Source organism: Stenotrophomonas sp. YJH_SMC_27 (assembly GCF_059369815.1).
Genome location: NZ_JCAFTA010000011.1, coordinates 17,641 through 31,829, shown reverse-complemented (window position 1 = coordinate 31,829; position 14,189 = coordinate 17,641). Strand labels below are relative to the sequence as shown.

At 67.0% G+C, this 14,189-nt stretch carries 18 protein-coding genes; 8 read left to right on the top strand and 10 right to left on the bottom strand.

The genetic code is table 11. The features are described from left to right. Positions 1-51 precede the first annotated feature (51 nt). Positions 52-714, top strand: coding sequence for a serine/threonine-protein kinase (locus AC5P7R_RS16090; protein ID WP_019662012.1), 663 nt, complete (start codon positions 52-54; stop codon positions 712-714). 14 nt (positions 715-728) lie between these two features. Then, positions 729-1,217: a DUF2867 domain-containing protein gene (locus AC5P7R_RS16085; RefSeq protein WP_428986848.1), complete on the top strand. Its 489-nt coding sequence runs from the start codon at positions 729-731 to the stop codon at positions 1,215-1,217. A 51-nt stretch (positions 1,218-1,268) separates the two neighbouring features. Here AC5P7R_RS16085 and AC5P7R_RS16080 read toward each other — a convergent pair whose 3' ends face one another. Further along, a complete protein-coding gene (locus tag AC5P7R_RS16080; protein ID WP_021203633.1) occupies positions 1,269-1,952 on the bottom strand; it encodes a hypothetical protein in 684 nt (227 codons plus the stop codon). Between the two features lie 108 nt (positions 1,953-2,060). On the opposite strand from AC5P7R_RS16080, the gene AC5P7R_RS16075 reads away from it, so the two are divergent. The 3 genes from AC5P7R_RS16075 to AC5P7R_RS16065 all read left to right on the top strand — a co-directional run bounded on the left by AC5P7R_RS16075 (position 2,061) and on the right by AC5P7R_RS16065 (position 5,067). After that, positions 2,061-2,879 carry an SDR family oxidoreductase gene (locus AC5P7R_RS16075; protein ID WP_021203634.1) on the top strand — a complete coding sequence of 273 codons (819 nt, stop codon included), beginning with the start codon at positions 2,061-2,063 and terminating at the stop codon, positions 2,877-2,879. Positions 2,880-2,972: 93 nt separating this feature from the next. Continuing rightward, a complete protein-coding gene (locus AC5P7R_RS16070; RefSeq protein ID WP_021203635.1) occupies positions 2,973-3,965 on the top strand; it encodes a YiiG family protein in 993 nt (330 codons plus the stop codon). A 160-nt stretch (positions 3,966-4,125) separates the two neighbouring features. Then, the gene (locus AC5P7R_RS16065) at positions 4,126-5,067 is read left to right on the top strand and encodes a YiiG family protein (protein WP_021203636.1); all 942 of its coding nucleotides are present in this window, start codon (positions 4,126-4,128) and stop codon (positions 5,065-5,067) included. Between the two features lie 102 nt (positions 5,068-5,169). Here AC5P7R_RS16065 and AC5P7R_RS16060 read toward each other — a convergent pair whose 3' ends face one another. Further along, entirely contained in the window at positions 5,170-6,042 is an 873-nt protein-coding gene (locus tag AC5P7R_RS16060; RefSeq protein ID WP_021203637.1) for an ion transporter, read from the bottom strand. 63 nt (positions 6,043-6,105) lie between these two features. Here AC5P7R_RS16060 and AC5P7R_RS16055 point away from each other — a divergent pair, with 63 nt between their 5' ends. Next, complete coding sequence (locus tag AC5P7R_RS16055; RefSeq protein ID WP_227854039.1) at positions 6,106-7,332, top strand: acetylornithine transaminase; 1,227 nt, start codon at positions 6,106-6,108, stop codon at positions 7,330-7,332. A 93-nt stretch (positions 7,333-7,425) separates the two neighbouring features. Here AC5P7R_RS16055 and AC5P7R_RS16050 read toward each other — a convergent pair whose 3' ends face one another. After that, a complete protein-coding gene (locus AC5P7R_RS16050; RefSeq protein WP_111101884.1) occupies positions 7,426-8,028 on the bottom strand; it encodes an HAD-IA family hydrolase in 603 nt (200 codons plus the stop codon). A gap of 123 nt (positions 8,029-8,151) precedes the next feature. Between AC5P7R_RS16050 and azu the strand changes: the two genes are divergently transcribed. After that, positions 8,152-8,601 (top strand): azurin, encoded by a 450-nt coding sequence (gene azu / locus AC5P7R_RS16045; RefSeq protein WP_111098760.1) that lies wholly within the window; start codon positions 8,152-8,154, stop codon positions 8,599-8,601. 71 nt (positions 8,602-8,672) lie between these two features. Here the strand turns inward: azu and hemL are convergent, their stop codons facing one another. Both hemL and thiE read right to left on the bottom strand, forming a co-directional pair. Further along, positions 8,673-9,962, bottom strand: a complete 1,290-nt coding sequence (gene hemL, locus AC5P7R_RS16040) for a glutamate-1-semialdehyde 2,1-aminomutase (protein ID WP_019662003.1) — start codon at positions 9,960-9,962, stop codon at positions 8,673-8,675. Between the two features lie 16 nt (positions 9,963-9,978). Next, positions 9,979-10,605 (bottom strand): thiamine phosphate synthase, encoded by a 627-nt coding sequence (thiE, locus tag AC5P7R_RS16035; RefSeq protein ID WP_021204574.1) that lies wholly within the window; start codon positions 10,603-10,605, stop codon positions 9,979-9,981. Between the two features lie 67 nt (positions 10,606-10,672). Here thiE and AC5P7R_RS16030 point away from each other — a divergent pair, with 67 nt between their 5' ends. After that, the gene (locus AC5P7R_RS16030) at positions 10,673-10,864 is read left to right on the top strand and encodes a rubredoxin (protein ID WP_012512010.1); all 192 of its coding nucleotides are present in this window, start codon (positions 10,673-10,675) and stop codon (positions 10,862-10,864) included. Positions 10,865-10,923: 59 nt separating this feature from the next. On the opposite strand, the gene AC5P7R_RS16025 is transcribed toward AC5P7R_RS16030, so the two are convergent. The 5 genes from AC5P7R_RS16025 to AC5P7R_RS16005 form a co-directional block, all read right to left on the bottom strand. Then, a complete protein-coding gene (locus tag AC5P7R_RS16025; protein WP_019662001.1) occupies positions 10,924-11,769 on the bottom strand; it encodes a SirB1 family protein in 846 nt (281 codons plus the stop codon). A gap of 157 nt (positions 11,770-11,926) precedes the next feature. Then, a complete protein-coding gene (locus tag AC5P7R_RS16020) occupies positions 11,927-12,373 on the bottom strand; it encodes a DUF192 domain-containing protein (protein ID WP_014648292.1) in 447 nt (148 codons plus the stop codon). 21 nt (positions 12,374-12,394) lie between these two features. Next, complete coding sequence (gene rpiA / locus AC5P7R_RS16015; protein ID WP_227854038.1) at positions 12,395-13,042, bottom strand: ribose-5-phosphate isomerase RpiA; 648 nt, start codon at positions 13,040-13,042, stop codon at positions 12,395-12,397. A gap of 22 nt (positions 13,043-13,064) precedes the next feature. Then, on the bottom strand, positions 13,065-13,544 hold the full coding sequence (locus AC5P7R_RS16010) for an EVE domain-containing protein (protein WP_227854037.1): 480 nt from the start codon (positions 13,542-13,544) through the stop codon (positions 13,065-13,067). After that, complete coding sequence (locus tag AC5P7R_RS16005) at positions 13,541-14,134, bottom strand: 5-formyltetrahydrofolate cyclo-ligase (RefSeq protein WP_478436030.1); 594 nt, start codon at positions 14,132-14,134, stop codon at positions 13,541-13,543. Before AC5P7R_RS16005 ends, AC5P7R_RS16010 begins: the two co-directional genes overlap by 4 nt. Positions 14,135-14,189 lie beyond the last annotated feature (55 nt).

Here is a 14,189-nt window from a genome sequence, read left to right as displayed (position 1 = left end):
CCAGCCGCTTGGTGACCGTTTGCAACCAGTGCCATCGCCTAGAATGGGCCCATGCCGCATACGCCCGACGCTCAACCGCATGCTTTGAAGGCCGACAGCTTCGGCCGGATCCTCCTTGTGAAAGGGCCCGATGGTCCCTTTGTGCGCCGTGATCTTGGTGCCACGCCGCTGTGGTTGCGGCTGCCTGCATGGTGGCTGGCCCGCCGCGAGGCCCGCGCGCTGCAGCACATTCACGGCATGGCCGATGTGCCGCAGCTGCTGGCCTGGAATGGCCATCACCTGGATCGCAGCTTCATGGCCGGCGACGCCATGTACCAGCGCCCACCGCGCGGCGACCTGGCCTGGTTCCGTTCCGCGCGCCGGCTGCTGCAGCAGCTGCATCGCAACGGCGTGGCCCACAACGATCTGGCCAAGGAGGCCAACTGGCTGGTCACTGAAGATGGACGGCCGGCGCTGATCGACTTCCAGCTGGCGGTGATCGGCAACCCGCGCTCGCGCTGGATGCGGCTGCTGGCGCGCGAGGACCTGCGCCACCTGCTCAAGCACAAGCGCATGTACTGCCGTGAATCGCTTACGCCGGTGGAGAAGCGGTTGCTCAAGCGCACCTCGTGGGTGCGCGAACTGTGGTTTGCTACCGGCAAGCCGGTCTACCGCTTCGTCACCCGCCGCATCCTGCATTGGGAAGACAACGAAGGGCAGGGGCCCAAGCCGTGAAGGCTTCGCGGATAGTGACCGGCCCGCCGAGCGCGGGCAATGTGTTGCGTGCGCAGTTGCCTGGTGCCGACTTCGTGCACGCCTGTCAGGCCACCACCCGGCGCGACGGGCGTACCGCACTGCAGGCCTACCGCGACATGGCGGCGACCATTCCCGGCTGGTTCGATGGGCTGATGGCGCTGCGCAACCACGGCATGCGCCTGCTGGGCATGAAGCATCTGGGTTCGTTGCGTGCAGTGCAGGTTGTTGAAGATCCTCAACCCGGCCAGCGGCTCGGCATCTTCACCCTGCAGTCGATGGATGACGATGCCATCGTGCTGGAAGACGACGACCGCCATCTTCGCGTGCAGCTGGCGCTGCAGTGGCAGGGCGACGTGCTGGAAGTGGCGACCGTGGTGCATACGCATAACGCCTTCGGGCGCGCGTACATGCTGCCGGTTGCGCCGGTGCATCGGTTGATCGTGCCGCATCTGCTGAAGAAGCAGGTGCAGGCATACCGGTGATTCGACACTGCGCTCGCCGGGCCATGCCCGGCGAGACGCGGCGTTTCCGGGTTACGGCGTCGCCGGCACGACCTGCTGGCCGATGAAGTTGCGCTTGGCGTCGAAGTCGTAGGCGATCTGCAACTGCCCGACATCCGGGCAGGCGTGGCAGTCGCGCAGCGGCGTGCGGTACAGCAGGCGGATGCCACCATTCTCCAACGGCGAGGCGCCGGCCGACTGCGCCGGTGCGAACGGCGTGGCTTGCGGATTGGCCTTCAGCAGTTCCTGCACAGTGGGGTCGGCACGCAAGGTGTCGTCCAACTGCACGGCATCCACATCGATGCGCTTGCCGCTGGCATCGACCAGGCGGGTACCTTCATTGGTGTTGGCGCGGAACGGATACTCGACCGTGGCAATGCCCAGTCCTTCGTTCTCGTGCCACGCGGTCACATAGGCCAACTCACCGCCGGTGGACAACTGCTCGGCGGCGGTGATGGCCTCGGCACTGGCGCCACCGGCGCGCATCGCGTCGCGAAGGCAATCCCGGGTGGCCGCGTTCTCGCCTTGGCGGCAGGCGTTGAGGTCGCCATCCCAGACCACCGCCTCGCTCCAGCGCATCTTGCCGTCGGCGGCGGCCTTCTCCGCGCTGGGCGTGTCACCGGCGGGTGGCTCCTTGCCGGGTTCCGGCGAACGGCCCTGGCAGGCAGTCAGCAGGGCAAGCCCCAAGGCAGGCAGCAACAGGCGGGAACGGCGCATGGCGTGTACCTCGTGCGTTGTCTGGAGGCCCGAGTATCGTCAAGGGCGGGTGAACTCCGCGTCGGCGCGGCATACTAGCGGCTCATTGCATACGCTGGAGTGCGGAACGTGGGCAGTCTGCAGGGCAAAACGCTTTTCATCACCGGTGCCTCGCGTGGCATCGGCCTGGCCATCGCACTGCGCGCCGCGCGCGACGGGGCCAACGTGGCGATCGCGGCCAAGTCGTCGGTGCCGAATCCGAAGCTGCCGGGCACCATCCACACCGCCGCCGAAGCGGTGACGGCTGCAGGCGGGCAGGGCCTGGCGCTGAAGTGCGACATCCGGGAGGAAGAGCAGGTGCAGGCGGCGGTGGCGGCCACGGTCGACACCTTCGGTGGCATCGACATCCTGATCAACAACGCCAGCGCGATCTGGTTGCGCGGCACGCTGGATACGCCGATGAAGCGTTTCGACCTGATGCAGCAGGTCAATTCGCGCGGCAGCTTCCTGTGCGCGCAGGCCTGCCTGCCGTACCTGCTGCAGGCGCCGAACCCGCACATCCTGACCCTGGCGCCGCCGCCGAGCCTGGAGCCGAAGTGGTGGGGCGCACATACCGGCTACACGCTGGCGAAGATGGGCATGAGCTTCGTCACCCTGGGCCTGGCTGCGGAATTCGGCCCGCAGGGCGTGGCGGTGAATGCGCTGTGGCCGCGCACCGTCATCGCCACCGATGCGATCAACATGATTCCGGGCGTGGATGCGGCTGGCTGCCGCACGCCGCAGATCATGGCCGATGCTGCGCACGCGGTGCTGGTGCGCGAGGCGGCGGGTTTCCACGGCCAGTTCCTGATCGACGATGACGTGCTGGCGCAGGCGGGTATCACCGATCTGTCCAGCTATGCGGTGGATCCATCGCGTCCGTTGTTGCCGGATCTGTTCCTGGACTGATCGCGCGTCGCCGGCAGAGGCCGAGGGCTGCGACCTTCGGCCCGCTGCGCTAGAATGCGCGGCTGTAATCGTTTTCAACAAGGACGTGAACCCATGTCACGCACTCTTTCCGTCGCGGCGCTGGCCGCTTCGCTGTCGATTGTCCTGGCTGCCTGCGGCAGCAAGGCGCCTGCAACCGCTGGCGACGCCGGCCCTTCCAGCACGCCCGACGCCAGCGCGGCGCCGTCGGACACACAGCAGCAGTTGACCGCCAAGCTCAACGCCTACATCGGCTGCTTCAACACGCTTGATTCGAAGACCCACGGCAGCATCGAGTCCTATACGCGCTGGATCAAGGACGTCGAGGCCGGCCCGACCGGGCGCGAGACCCAGGTGTACGGTCCGTTCGAGATCAGCGACTACGACATGAAGCAGTGCGATGGCCCCGTGACCGAGGCGATGGCTGCCAAGCCGGCGCTGGCCGAGCTCGATGCCGCTGCTGGCCATTACCAGCAGGCGCTGAAGGCACTGGTGCCGATCAGCAAGGAGGCGCACGACTACTACGATCGCCAGGACTACGAAGATGACCGGTTCGCCAAGGGCAAGCAGCTGCATGCGCCCTTGATGGCCGCCTTCAAGGAGTTCGTGGCTGCCAGCGCAACGTTCAACGCCGAGCTGGAGCGCCAGAACGACGCCGCCCAGCGCGAGCAGCTCAAGGCGCTGGAACAGGCCGAGGGGCGCACGCGCGAGTACTACCGTCTGGCGATGATGCTGGAAGCCAAGGCCATCATGGATCTGATGAGCGAGGACGATTTCGACCAGGCCAAGGCGCGCGAGCGTCTGGATGCGTTCAACCGCATTTCCGACGAAGCGCATGCGAAGGTGGCTGATCAGGAGCCGGGCAAGCTGGACTGGAACAGCTTCGAGCGTGAGGCCGAGAACTTCCGGCGCGAAGGCAAGGAGCGGCTGAAGCGCGTCAGCGAGAACACGCCCTATACCGATTTCGAACGGCGCATGCTGGATTCGCCCTCAATGGCGCCGAGCGGCTCTGCCAGCAAGCTGATGCAGGAATACAACTCGCTGGTTTTCCAGAGCAACCGCCAGTAGGCGGGAAGCTCAACGCGCTATTTTTGTCGCGATCGAGCAGGTTGATCGCGACATGACACGCCCCGCAGCCCCGAATGCCAGCACCTTCCCGAGGTGCTGGAGCGCGCGCTCGCGCCATGCAGGACGATGGCTGCAGTTTTCACTGGTGCAAGGAACTGATTTGAACGCATCCACACGCCTGATTCCCGTTCTCCTGCTCGGCGCGCTGGCCGGCTGCAACAGCCCGGCGGGGCTGGCGGTCGCCGACCCCGGGCTGGAGAAGGTGAACGCCTACATCGAGTGCTACAACGGCGTCGAACAGCCCATCCACGAAGGCTTCCAGACTTACACGGGCTGGATGAAGGACCCCAAGGCGGGGCCGACCGGCAAGGAAGCGCAGCCGCGCTCACCGGGCAAGCTGTTGTCGCACCGCGTCGAGTACTGCGGCCAGCCGCTGACCGATGCGCTGGCAAAGACCCCTGCCACGCCGCTGGATGCACCCGCGCGACAGTACCAGCAGGCATTCCAGGCACTGAACACCCTGATCGAGCGTGCCGATGGGTACTTCACCCGCGAGGACTATCGTCGCGATGGTGGCGAAGGGATGCGCAGCCAGCATGCCCCGCTGATGCAGGCCTATGCTGATTTCTTCAAGGCCAGCGAAGCAATGGATGCGGCGCTGGAAAAGAACGAGAACGATCGCCGCGCCGCCCAGCTGAAGCAGATCGAGGAAAGCGAAGGCCGCTCGCTGGCCTATTACCACCTGCGCCTTGTCGGCGATGGCAAGCAGCTGGCGATGGCGTTCCAGAGCGACGCACCGGACGTTGCGGCGTTGCGCGGCCAGCTGGCCGACTATCAGGCGCTGGTGACGGAAATCCAGAACAGTGGTGTCGGCAAGGACGACCCGATGTGGGGCCATGTGCAGCGTTCGGCCGACAAGCTGGTGCGTACCGCTGGTCGCGGTGTCGAGCGTCTGGAGCAGGGCAAGCCGATCACCGCCGATGCGTTGGCCGCCGAGCGCAAGGCGTCGGGCAGCTGGCTCACCACCGATCCTGAAGGGGCACAGTCGACGATCCTGGACGCCTACAACGACCTGGTGACCACCAGCAACCGCATGCGCTGAGGGCGATCCACACAGGGCGTGGACCCGTCCACGGCGGCACCGGGCCATGCCCGGCGCGCACCCTGCGGGGTTGGCAGTGCCGGCCGCTGGCCGGCATGTGCCTCAATGGCTGAATGCGTCCGGCAGTTCACCACCGCACTTGCGGCAGTGCCGCGCATCCGGTTCATGCCCCTCCAGCCCGCAATGCGGGCAGCCGCGGGCATCACGGCGCGCGGCCAGTTCGGCCTCGCGCATGGTGCTGGCCAGTTCGGCGGTGTAGATGCCGGTGGGCACGGCGATGATGCTGTAGCCGATCAGGATCAGCACCGAGGTGACGAAGCGGCCGAGCACGGTCTGGGGCACGATATCGCCGAAGCCGACCGTGGCCATGGTCACCACCGCCCAGTACATGCTGGCCGGGATGTTGGTGAAGCCGTGTTCGGGGCCCTCGATCACGTACATCAGCGCACCGGCGATGATGGTGATGGTGATCACCGTGAACAGGAACACCAGCACCTTGCGCCGGCTGCGCCACAGTGACGTCATCAGGACGCCGCTTTCCTCGATGTAGCGGGTCAGCTTGAGGATGCGGAACACCCGCAGGATGCGCAGCGCGCGCACCACCAGCAGGCTCTGCGCACCCGGGATGAACATCGACAGGTAGGCGGGCAGGATCGACAGCAGGTCGATGATGCCCCAGATGCTCACCGCGTAACGCAGCGGGCGCCTGACAACCGCCAGCCGCAGCAGGTACTCGGCGGTGAAGATGATCGTGAAGCCCCATTCCAGGATGTACAGGCCGGTGGACCATTCGGCATGCAGGTGCTGCACGCTGTCGATCATCACCACCAGGATGCTGGCGACGATCGCCACCACCAGGATCAGGTCGAAATTGCGCGAAGGGCGGGTGTCATGGCGGTAGATGATGTCGAACCACCGACGGCGCCAGCCGGTCTCGGTTGCGGGGTTGAGCTGGGGGGCGGAAAACGGTCGCATGGGCGCATTGTGCCGCAGGGGTTCCGGCGCGAGAATGGGCATTCCTGAACCCTGCCGACTGCCATGACCGCCGCGACCGATCCGCTGATTTCCCTTTCACACTACTACCTGCCGGTCTACAAGCCCCGCCAGGTGGTACTGGAGCGCGGCCAGGGCGCCCGTGTGTGGGACAGCCAGGGCCGTGAGTTCATCGATCTGGCCGCCGGCATCGCCGTGTGTGGCCTCGGCCACAACGATCCGGACCTGGTGGCCGCGCTGGTCGAGCAGGCCGGCAAGCTCTGGCACACCAGCAACGTGTTCTACAGCGCGCCGCCGCTGCACCTGGCCGAGGAGCTGGTCAAGGCCAGCCGCTTCGCCGAGCGCGTGTTCCTGTGCAATTCCGGCGCCGAAGCCAACGAAGTGGCGATCAAGATGGTCCGCAAGTGGGCCTCCAGCCAAGGCCGCCCGGCCGACAAGCGGGTGATCATCACCTTCCGCGGCAGCTTCCACGGTCGCACCCTTGGCGCGGTGACCGCTACTGCCCAGCCGAAGTACCAGGAAGGCTACGAGCCGCTGCCCGGTGGCTTCCGCTACATCGATTTCAACGATGAGGTGCAGCTGGAAACCGCGATGGCCGCCGGTGACGTGGCGGCGGTGATGCTGGAGCCGATCCAGGGCGAGGGCGGCGTGATGCCGGCCAAGTCCGGCTTCCTCAAGCGCGTGCGCGAACTGTGCGACCAGCACAACGCGCTGCTGGTGCTGGACGAGATCCAGGCCGGCATGGGCCGCACCGGCACGCTGTTCGCGCACTGGCAGGACGACGTGGTGCCGGACATGGTCACCCTGGCCAAGGCACTCGGTGGCGGCTTCCCGATCGGCGCGATGCTGGCCGGCCCGAAGGTGGCCGAAACCATGCAGTTCGGTGCGCACGGCACCACCTTCGGTGGCAACCCTCTGGCCGCTGCGGTCGCACGCGTTGCGCTGCGCAAGCTGGCCTCGGCGGAGATCGCCGCCAATGTCAGCCGCCAGTCGAAGGCGCTGCGCGATGGCTTTGCGCGCATCAACGAAGAATTCGGCGTGTTCAGCGACGTGCGTGGCCGCGGCCTGATGCTGGGCGCGGTGCTGGGCGAGGACTTCGCCGGCCAGGCCGGGGCGATCCTCGACCATGCCGCCGAGCAGGGCCTGCTGACCCTGCAGGCCGGCCCGGACGTGCTGCGCTTCGTGCCGTCGTTGAACATCACCGACGAAGAAGTGGCCGAAGGCCTGAAGCGCCTGCGCGCGGCGATTGCCGCGTTCATCGCCGCGCGCTGAAGCCTGCAGAGGCATCTGTAGAGCCGAGCCTACGCTCGGCTCATCGCGATGTCAGGCAACAGGAGCCGAGCATGGGCTCGGCTCTACAGCGCGTCACGCGATCCGATAGCGCTTCAACACCTTGCCCAATCCCCGGCCATCGCGCACGGTTTCCGCGTGCAGGCCGGCAGCGCGCGCGCCACGCACATTGGCGAACAGGTCATCGACGAACAGCGCGCGCGAAGGCGCCACGCCCAGCGCTTCCAGCGTGCGCAGGAACACCGCGGGCGCCGGTTTGCGCAGACCGAACTCCGCGCTGCAGAACACGCGGCCCTGCAGCGCAGGGAACAGTTCCGGTAGCAGGGTGGGCAATGCCTGCTGCATCAGCGCGCCGTTGTTGGTCAGCACCGCGATTGGCAGCTGCAGGGCCTGCAATCGTTGCAACACGGCCGCCTGAGGATGGCTGGCGGCCCGTCGCGCCGCGGTCCATGCAGCCACTTCGACAGTCGTGCCCAGAAGCTCTCCCAGCTGCGCCAGATAGGCCGGGCCATCCAGCGTGCCATTGTCATGTGCCGCTTCCAGGCCGCTGTCATACAACGCGGCCTGCACGGCCTGCGTCGGAACCTGCAGTGCTTGGGCCAGGTGCAGCACGCGCTGCGCGCGCTGGTACTGCACCAGCACGCCATCCACATCCAGCAGCAACAGATCGATCCGCATCGGCCGAGCATGCCATTGCGATGAGTGCGCGGGAAACCCTGGAGCTGCCATGCGACAGACGGTCGCAGCCGGGCGGGCATAGGCCTGCCTAGAATGGCGCTCGAATCCGCAGGAGATGCAACGATGAAGGCTTGGGTGGTGGCAGTGGGACTGGGCGCGCTGATGCTGGCGCCGTCGGCGATGGCGCGGGTGTGTGCGGTGAGCATCGACAGCACCGACCAGATGAGCTTCAGCAGCCGCGAGATCAAGGTCGCCGCCGACTGCACCGCCGTAGACCTGACCCTGCGCCACACCGGCAAGCTGGCCGCTACCGCGATGGGCCACAACTGGGTGCTGACCCGCACTGCCGATTACCAGCCGGTGGCGATGGCGGGCATGCGCATGACGCTGGCTGACAGCTACCTGCCGAAGGCCGACAAGCGCGTGCTGGCGCACACCAAGGTGATCGGCGGTGGCGAAACCACACGCGTGCGTTTCTCTACCCAGGGCCTGCAGAAGGGCGGTGACTACACCTTCTTCTGCTCGTTCCCCGGCCACTTCGCGATGATGAGGGGCAAATTCGTCTTCGGTTGAAAAAAGGGGACGGAGGGGATTAAGTCGTTTGTGCACAAACGACTTAATCCCCTCCGTCCCCTTTTTTGCGATCAGCCCTTGGCGGCCTTGAACGCCACGCGTGCTGCGGCCAGCGTCGCCTCGATCACGGCATCGTCGTGGGCGCTGGACAGGAAGCCGGCCTCGTACGCCGACGGGGCCAGGAACACGCCCTGCTCCAGCATCGCGTGGAAGAAGCGGTTGAACGCCGGGATGTCACAGGCGGTGGCCTGCGCATAGGTCTCCACCTTCTCGCTGGTGAAGAACAGCCCGAACATCGCACCCACGCAGGTGGTGGTCACGGCCACACCTGCGTCGGCGGCGGCCGCTTCCAGACCCGCACACAGGCGTGCGGTGCGCTCGGCCAGGTCGGCGTGGAAACCCGGCTGCTGGATCAGCTCCAGCATCGCCAGGCCAGCGGCCATTGCCACCGGATTGCCGCTCAGCGTACCGGCCTGGTAGATCGGGCCGGCCGGGGCGATCTGCTGCATCAGCTCGCGACGACCGCCGTAGGCGCCCACCGGCATGCCGCCGCCGATGATCTTGCCGAAGGTGGTCAGGTCCGGGGTGATGCCGTAGTGCGCCTGCGCACCGCCGAGGGCGACGCGGAAGCCCGTCATCACTTCGTCGAAGATCAGCAGCGCGCCATGCTTCGTGCACAGCGCACGCAGGTGTTGCAGGTAGCCCTCGCGCGGCGGGATGCAGTTGGCGTTGCCGACCACCGGTTCGATGATCAGGCCGGCGATGTCGCCACCCTGCTGTTCGAACAGCGCGGTGGCGGCTTCGAAGTCGTTGTAGGGCAGGGTCAGGGTCAGTTCGCTCAGCCCGGCCGGGACGCCCGGCGAGGTCGGCACGCCCAAGGTCAGCATGCCGCTGCCGGCCTTGACCAGGAACGAGTCGCCGTGGCCGTGGTAGCAGCCTTCGAACTTGACGATGCGGTTGCGGCCGGTGGCACCACGCGCCAGGCGGATCGCCGACAGCGTGGCCTCGGTGCCGGAGTTGACCATGCGCACCATCTCGCACGATGGCACCAAGCGGGTGATGGTTTCGGCCATGGTCACTTCGGCCGCGCACGGCGCACCGAAGGACAGGCCGTTGTCGATCGCCTTCTTCACCGCCTGGCGCACGGCCGGGTGGTTGTGGCCGACGATCATCGGGCCCCAGGAACCGACGTAGTCGATGTAGCGGTTGCCGTCGACGTCGTACAGGTAGGCGCCGTCGGCGCGTTCGACGAAGAACGGCTCGCCGCCGACCGACTTGAACGCGCGCACCGGCGAATTGACGCCGCCCGGCAGCAACTGCTGGGCGCGGGAGAACAGGGCGTGGGACTGGTCGTGGTTCATGGGGCTTTCCTGGGCGTTACGCGAACTGGGCGAGGTAGGCGCGCTGGGTCGCGACCGGGTCCTGCGCGGCGTAAATGCCGCTGACCACGGCCACCAGGTCGGCGCCGGCGTCGATGATGGGACCGACATTGTCCGGCGTCAGCCCGCCGATCGCCACCCGCGGCACGCCCAGTGCGGCGCTTTGCCGCAGCAGGTCGGTATGGGCGCGGCTGGTGGTGATCTTGGTGGTGGTCGGGAAGAACGCGCCGAAGGCCACGTAGCTGGCGCCGGCAGCCACGGCCTTCTCGGCATTGGCCAACTGGTCGTAGCAGGAGGCGCCGATGATGGCGTCGGGGCCGAGCAGGGCGCGCGCGCTGGGGATGTCACCGTCGGTGCCGCCCAGGTGCACGCCGGCCGCGCCCACGGCCTTGGCCAGCGCCGGGTCGTCGTTGATGATCAGCGGCACGCCGCGCTCCGCGCACAGCGCCTGCAGCGCGATTGCCTGCTCCTGCCGGAGTGCGTCGCTGGCGGTCTTGTTGCGGTACTGCAGCCAGGTGGCGCCAGCGGCCAGCAGCGGCGCGGTACGGGCCAGCAGGCGCGCGGTATCGGGCTCGTCCGGGGTGATCAGGTAGACGCCGCGGGGCGCCGGGGAAGCAGAAGTCATCGATGGCTACCGGTGCGTGGGCCGCGATGGGACAATGGCGGCCCGTGAATCCAGCCGTGATTATCCGATGAGCGATGCCACCCCCACCACCTTGCGCACCTGGATGTGCGTGGTCTGCGGCTTCCTGTACAGCGAAGCGGAGGGTCTGCCGGAAGAGGGCATCGCGCCGGGCACGCGCTGGGAGGACATTCCCGAGACCTGGACCTGCCCCGATTGCGGGGTGACCAAGGCCGATTTCGAGATGGTCGAAGTCGATTGACTGGAGGTCCACCCGGCCCATCCGGTGGGTGTGGACCGTTGGTCCACACACCGACGCCCTCAATGCAGCCGCGGCATCGGCCCGCCGAGGTCGATCAGCTTCTCGCGCAGCCACTGCGCATCGCTGGCCTCGGGATTGCGCTTCAGGTACTGCCCCAGGTCATGGCGGGCACCGGCCAGATATTCCAGCTGCAGATAGGCCAGGCCACGGTCACGCAGCGCATCGTCCTGCTCCGGGGCGAGCTTCAGCAGGCGGTCGGCACTGCGCGCGGCGCGATCCCATTCGCCGGCCTCGGCATACACGCCGTGCAGGTTGCGCAGCATGCGCATCAGGATCGCGCGCGCCGGCGCCGGGTCGAGAATCTGCGCCAGCACTTGGTCGTCGGGCATCTGCCCGCCCAGGTGTGACTTGGCGCGTTCGCGCAGTTCGTCCACGTCCAGCGGGCGACCACCATTGAACGGGTCCATCACCAGCACGCCGTCGTCCACCGGCAGGCGCACCAGGAAGTGGCCGGGGAAGGACACGCCGTCGAGCGGGATCCCCAGCCGTCGCGACACTTCCATCTGCACCAGCGCCAGCGAGATCGGGTTGCCCAGGCGCCGCTCGAACACCTGGTTGAGATAGCTGTTGCGCGGATCGTAGTACTTGTCGTGGTCGCCGCTGTAGCCCAGCTCGTCGAACAGGTGGCGGTTGATCGCCGCCATCTTCAATGGACTGTTGTCGATGCTCTCCACTTCCGAGCGGAGGTGGTCGACGTGGCTCTGGATCAACGCGTCGTAGGTCGACGGCTGCAGATCGGGGTATTCATCGCGCGCGATCAGCAGCGCGGTCGGCAACAGTGGCAGCGCCTCGTCTTCGAGGTCGGCCAGTGCATCCCAGTCGGGGAGTGTGATCCGGTCCTGCATGGCCACAGACTGGCGTCATTCGCAGGCGGTTTCAAGCGGTGTCGCGTGAAAAATCCGGGGTCAGATCCCTTTCGTGAGCGAATGGGATCTGACCCCTGCAGGGGTGCCGGCCAGCGGCCGGCACTACAGCGCGTGCCGGGCGCAGCCCGGCCGCACCTTACTTTTCGATGCCCGGGCCGAATTTCAGCTCCGTACCGTCCTTCAACTGCAGCTTCTCGGCCTGGCCGGCGTTGAGCTCCAGCACGTAACGTGCCGGGCCACCGCTGGGGTAGGGCGGGCACATGTCGCCGGCCGAGCACGGCGGCACATCACGCTGCTGGCTGACCAGCCTGCGCTGGCTGTCGAAGTACAGGATGTCCAGCGCGATCCTGGTGTTCTTCATCCAGTACGCCTGCATTTCCTCGCGGTCGTGGATGAACAGCATGCCGTGGTCGGCCGCCATCTGGTCGCGGAACATCAACCCGCGCGCGCGGGTTTCATCGTTGGTGGCCAGCTCGACCTGGTAGCGGGCGCCATCCAGTTCGACCCAGTGGCGGGCCGCGTCGGTGGCGCAGCCAGCCAGGGCCAACAGCGGGAGCATCAGCAGCGAACGCAACAGCGACATCGTCAGGATCCTTCGAAAGGGTCAGAGCACGACCGGCGGCTTGCCGCCGACGATCACCACATCGGCGCGGCGGCGCGCGAACAGGCCCACGCAGACCACGCCCGGCAGTTGGTTGAGCTCGCGCTCCAGCTTTTCCGGATCGGTGATCTGCAGGTTGTGGATGTCCAGGATCTGGTTGCCATTGTCGGTCACCACGCCTTCGCGCCAGGTCGGCTGGCCGCCGGTCATGTCGCGGATCTGGCGGGCGACCAGGCTGCGCGCCATCGGGATCACTTCCACCGGCAGCGGGAATTTGCCGAGCACCGGCACCTGCTTGCTCGGGTCGACGATGCAGATGAAGCGCTCGCTGGCCTCGGCGATGATCTTCTCGCGGGTCAGTGCGGCGCCGCCGCCCTTGATCAGGCACTTGTTCGGATCGCACTCATCGGCGCCGTCCACGTACAGCGACAGGTTGCCGCTGTGGTTCAGCTCGATCACTTCGATGCCGTGCTGCTTCAGGCGCGCGGTGCTCTGCTCGGAGCTGGACACGGCGCCCTTGATGCGGTGCTGGATGCGGGCCAGGGCATCGATGAAATAGGCCACGGTGGAACCGGTGCCGACACCGACGATCATGCCGTCTTCAACGTACTCGATGGCTTTCTCGGCGGCCAGGCGCTTGGCTTCGGACATGGGAGAACTCTCAGGCAGGGAATCAGGATTTCTTTTCCAGCGACAGCAGCAGCTTCCACTGCGCAGCAGTCACCGGGAACACCGACAGGCGGTTGCCCTTGGCAACCAGCGGGAAGCCTTCACCGAGCTCTTCGGCGTGCAGCTTGATCTCGTCCAGCGCGATCACCTGCTTGAGCTTGCGGTCGAAGGCCACGTCCACCAGCATCCAGCGCGGGTTCTCGCGCGTGCTCTTGGGGTCGTGGTAGTCGGATGTCGGATCGAACTGGGTGTCGTCCGGGTAGGCCGGGCTGGCCACGGTGGCCAGGCCGACGATGCCGGGCACCTTGGTATTGGAGTGGTAGAACAGGATGCCGTCGCCCACCTGCATGCCATCGCGCATGAAATTGCGTGCCTGGTAGTTGCGCACCCCGTTCCAGGGCTCGACCTTGACCTTGGCCAGATCATCGATGGAGAAAGCGTCCGGTTCGGACTTCATCAGCCAGTAGCGCTTGCGGGCGGTCATGCGTTCACGGGGGCAGCGGAGGGGAACAGGGTGCCGTCTTCGGTGCAGATCGCGTCCACGGGCACGTCCCACGACGCCACCGGCAAGGCCTCGACCTGCTGCACCGCGAACGCAGCACCGACCAGCCAGGGCGGCGCCGGCCGATCGTGGCGGAAGGCGAAGCTGCGATCATACCAGCCGCCCCCCATGCCCAGCCGTCGGCACTGCGCGTCGAAACCCACCAGCGGGGTCACCACCAGCGCCATCTGCGCCGGTTCCAGGGTGTCTTCCAGCGCCACGTCCGGTTCGGGAATGCCGTAGCGGTTGCTGGTCAGCGGCTGCCCCGGCCGCCACGGTGCGAAGCGCAGCACCTCACCGGCCAGCACCGGCAGGCAGTAGGTGAGGCCTTCGGGCAGTTGCAGCTGCCAGCGGTGCAGGGCGATTTCGCCATCCAGCGCCCAGTAGCCAGCCACGGCGCCTTCGCGCGGGGCGAACGGCAGCGCCAGCAGGGCATCGGCAAGGGGTTCGGCGGCGGCGATGCGCTCAGCGGCGGAAAGGTCACGGCGGCGTTGCCGCAGGTCGTGGCGCAGGGCCTGGCGCGGGTCGGTCATGGCAGCGTGCGGCAAGGATCAGCCGTCATTGTGCCGCAAAGAACAAGGGCGACGC

Bases quoted from the DNA above. Each gene is read 5' to 3' on its own strand.
- AC5P7R_RS16005 (WP_478436030.1), bottom strand. From the start codon at position 14,134: ATGACCGACCCGCGCCAGGCCCTGCGCCACGACCTGCGGCAACGCCGC.
- AC5P7R_RS16050 (WP_111101884.1), bottom strand. From the start codon at position 8,028: ATGCGGATCGATCTGTTGCTGCTGGATGTGGATGGCGTGCTGGTGCAG.
- rpiA (WP_227854038.1), bottom strand. From the start codon at position 13,042: ATGTCCGAAGCCAAGCGCCTGGCCGCCGAGAAAGCCATCGAGTACGTT.
- thiE (WP_021204574.1), bottom strand. From the start codon at position 10,605: ATGACTTCTGCTTCCCCGGCGCCCCGCGGCGTCTACCTGATCACCCCG.
- hemL (WP_019662003.1), bottom strand. From the start codon at position 9,962: ATGAACCACGACCAGTCCCACGCCCTGTTCTCCCGCGCCCAGCAGTTG.
- AC5P7R_RS16025 (WP_019662001.1), bottom strand. From the start codon at position 11,769: ATGCAGGACCGGATCACACTCCCCGACTGGGATGCACTGGCCGACCTC.
- AC5P7R_RS16055 (WP_227854039.1), top strand. From the start codon at position 6,106: ATGACCGCCGCGACCGATCCGCTGATTTCCCTTTCACACTACTACCTG.
- AC5P7R_RS16090 (WP_019662012.1), top strand. From the start codon at position 52: ATGCCGCATACGCCCGACGCTCAACCGCATGCTTTGAAGGCCGACAGC.
- AC5P7R_RS16060 (WP_021203637.1), bottom strand. From the start codon at position 6,042: ATGCGACCGTTTTCCGCCCCCCAGCTCAACCCCGCAACCGAGACCGGC.
- azu (WP_111098760.1), top strand. From the start codon at position 8,152: ATGAAGGCTTGGGTGGTGGCAGTGGGACTGGGCGCGCTGATGCTGGCG.
- AC5P7R_RS16010 (WP_227854037.1), bottom strand. From the start codon at position 13,544: ATGACCGCCCGCAAGCGCTACTGGCTGATGAAGTCCGAACCGGACGCT.
- AC5P7R_RS16030 (WP_012512010.1), top strand. From the start codon at position 10,673: ATGAGCGATGCCACCCCCACCACCTTGCGCACCTGGATGTGCGTGGTC.
- AC5P7R_RS16020 (WP_014648292.1), bottom strand. From the start codon at position 12,373: ATGTCGCTGTTGCGTTCGCTGCTGATGCTCCCGCTGTTGGCCCTGGCT.
- AC5P7R_RS16070 (WP_021203635.1), top strand. From the start codon at position 2,973: ATGTCACGCACTCTTTCCGTCGCGGCGCTGGCCGCTTCGCTGTCGATT.
- AC5P7R_RS16080 (WP_021203633.1), bottom strand. From the start codon at position 1,952: ATGCGCCGTTCCCGCCTGTTGCTGCCTGCCTTGGGGCTTGCCCTGCTG.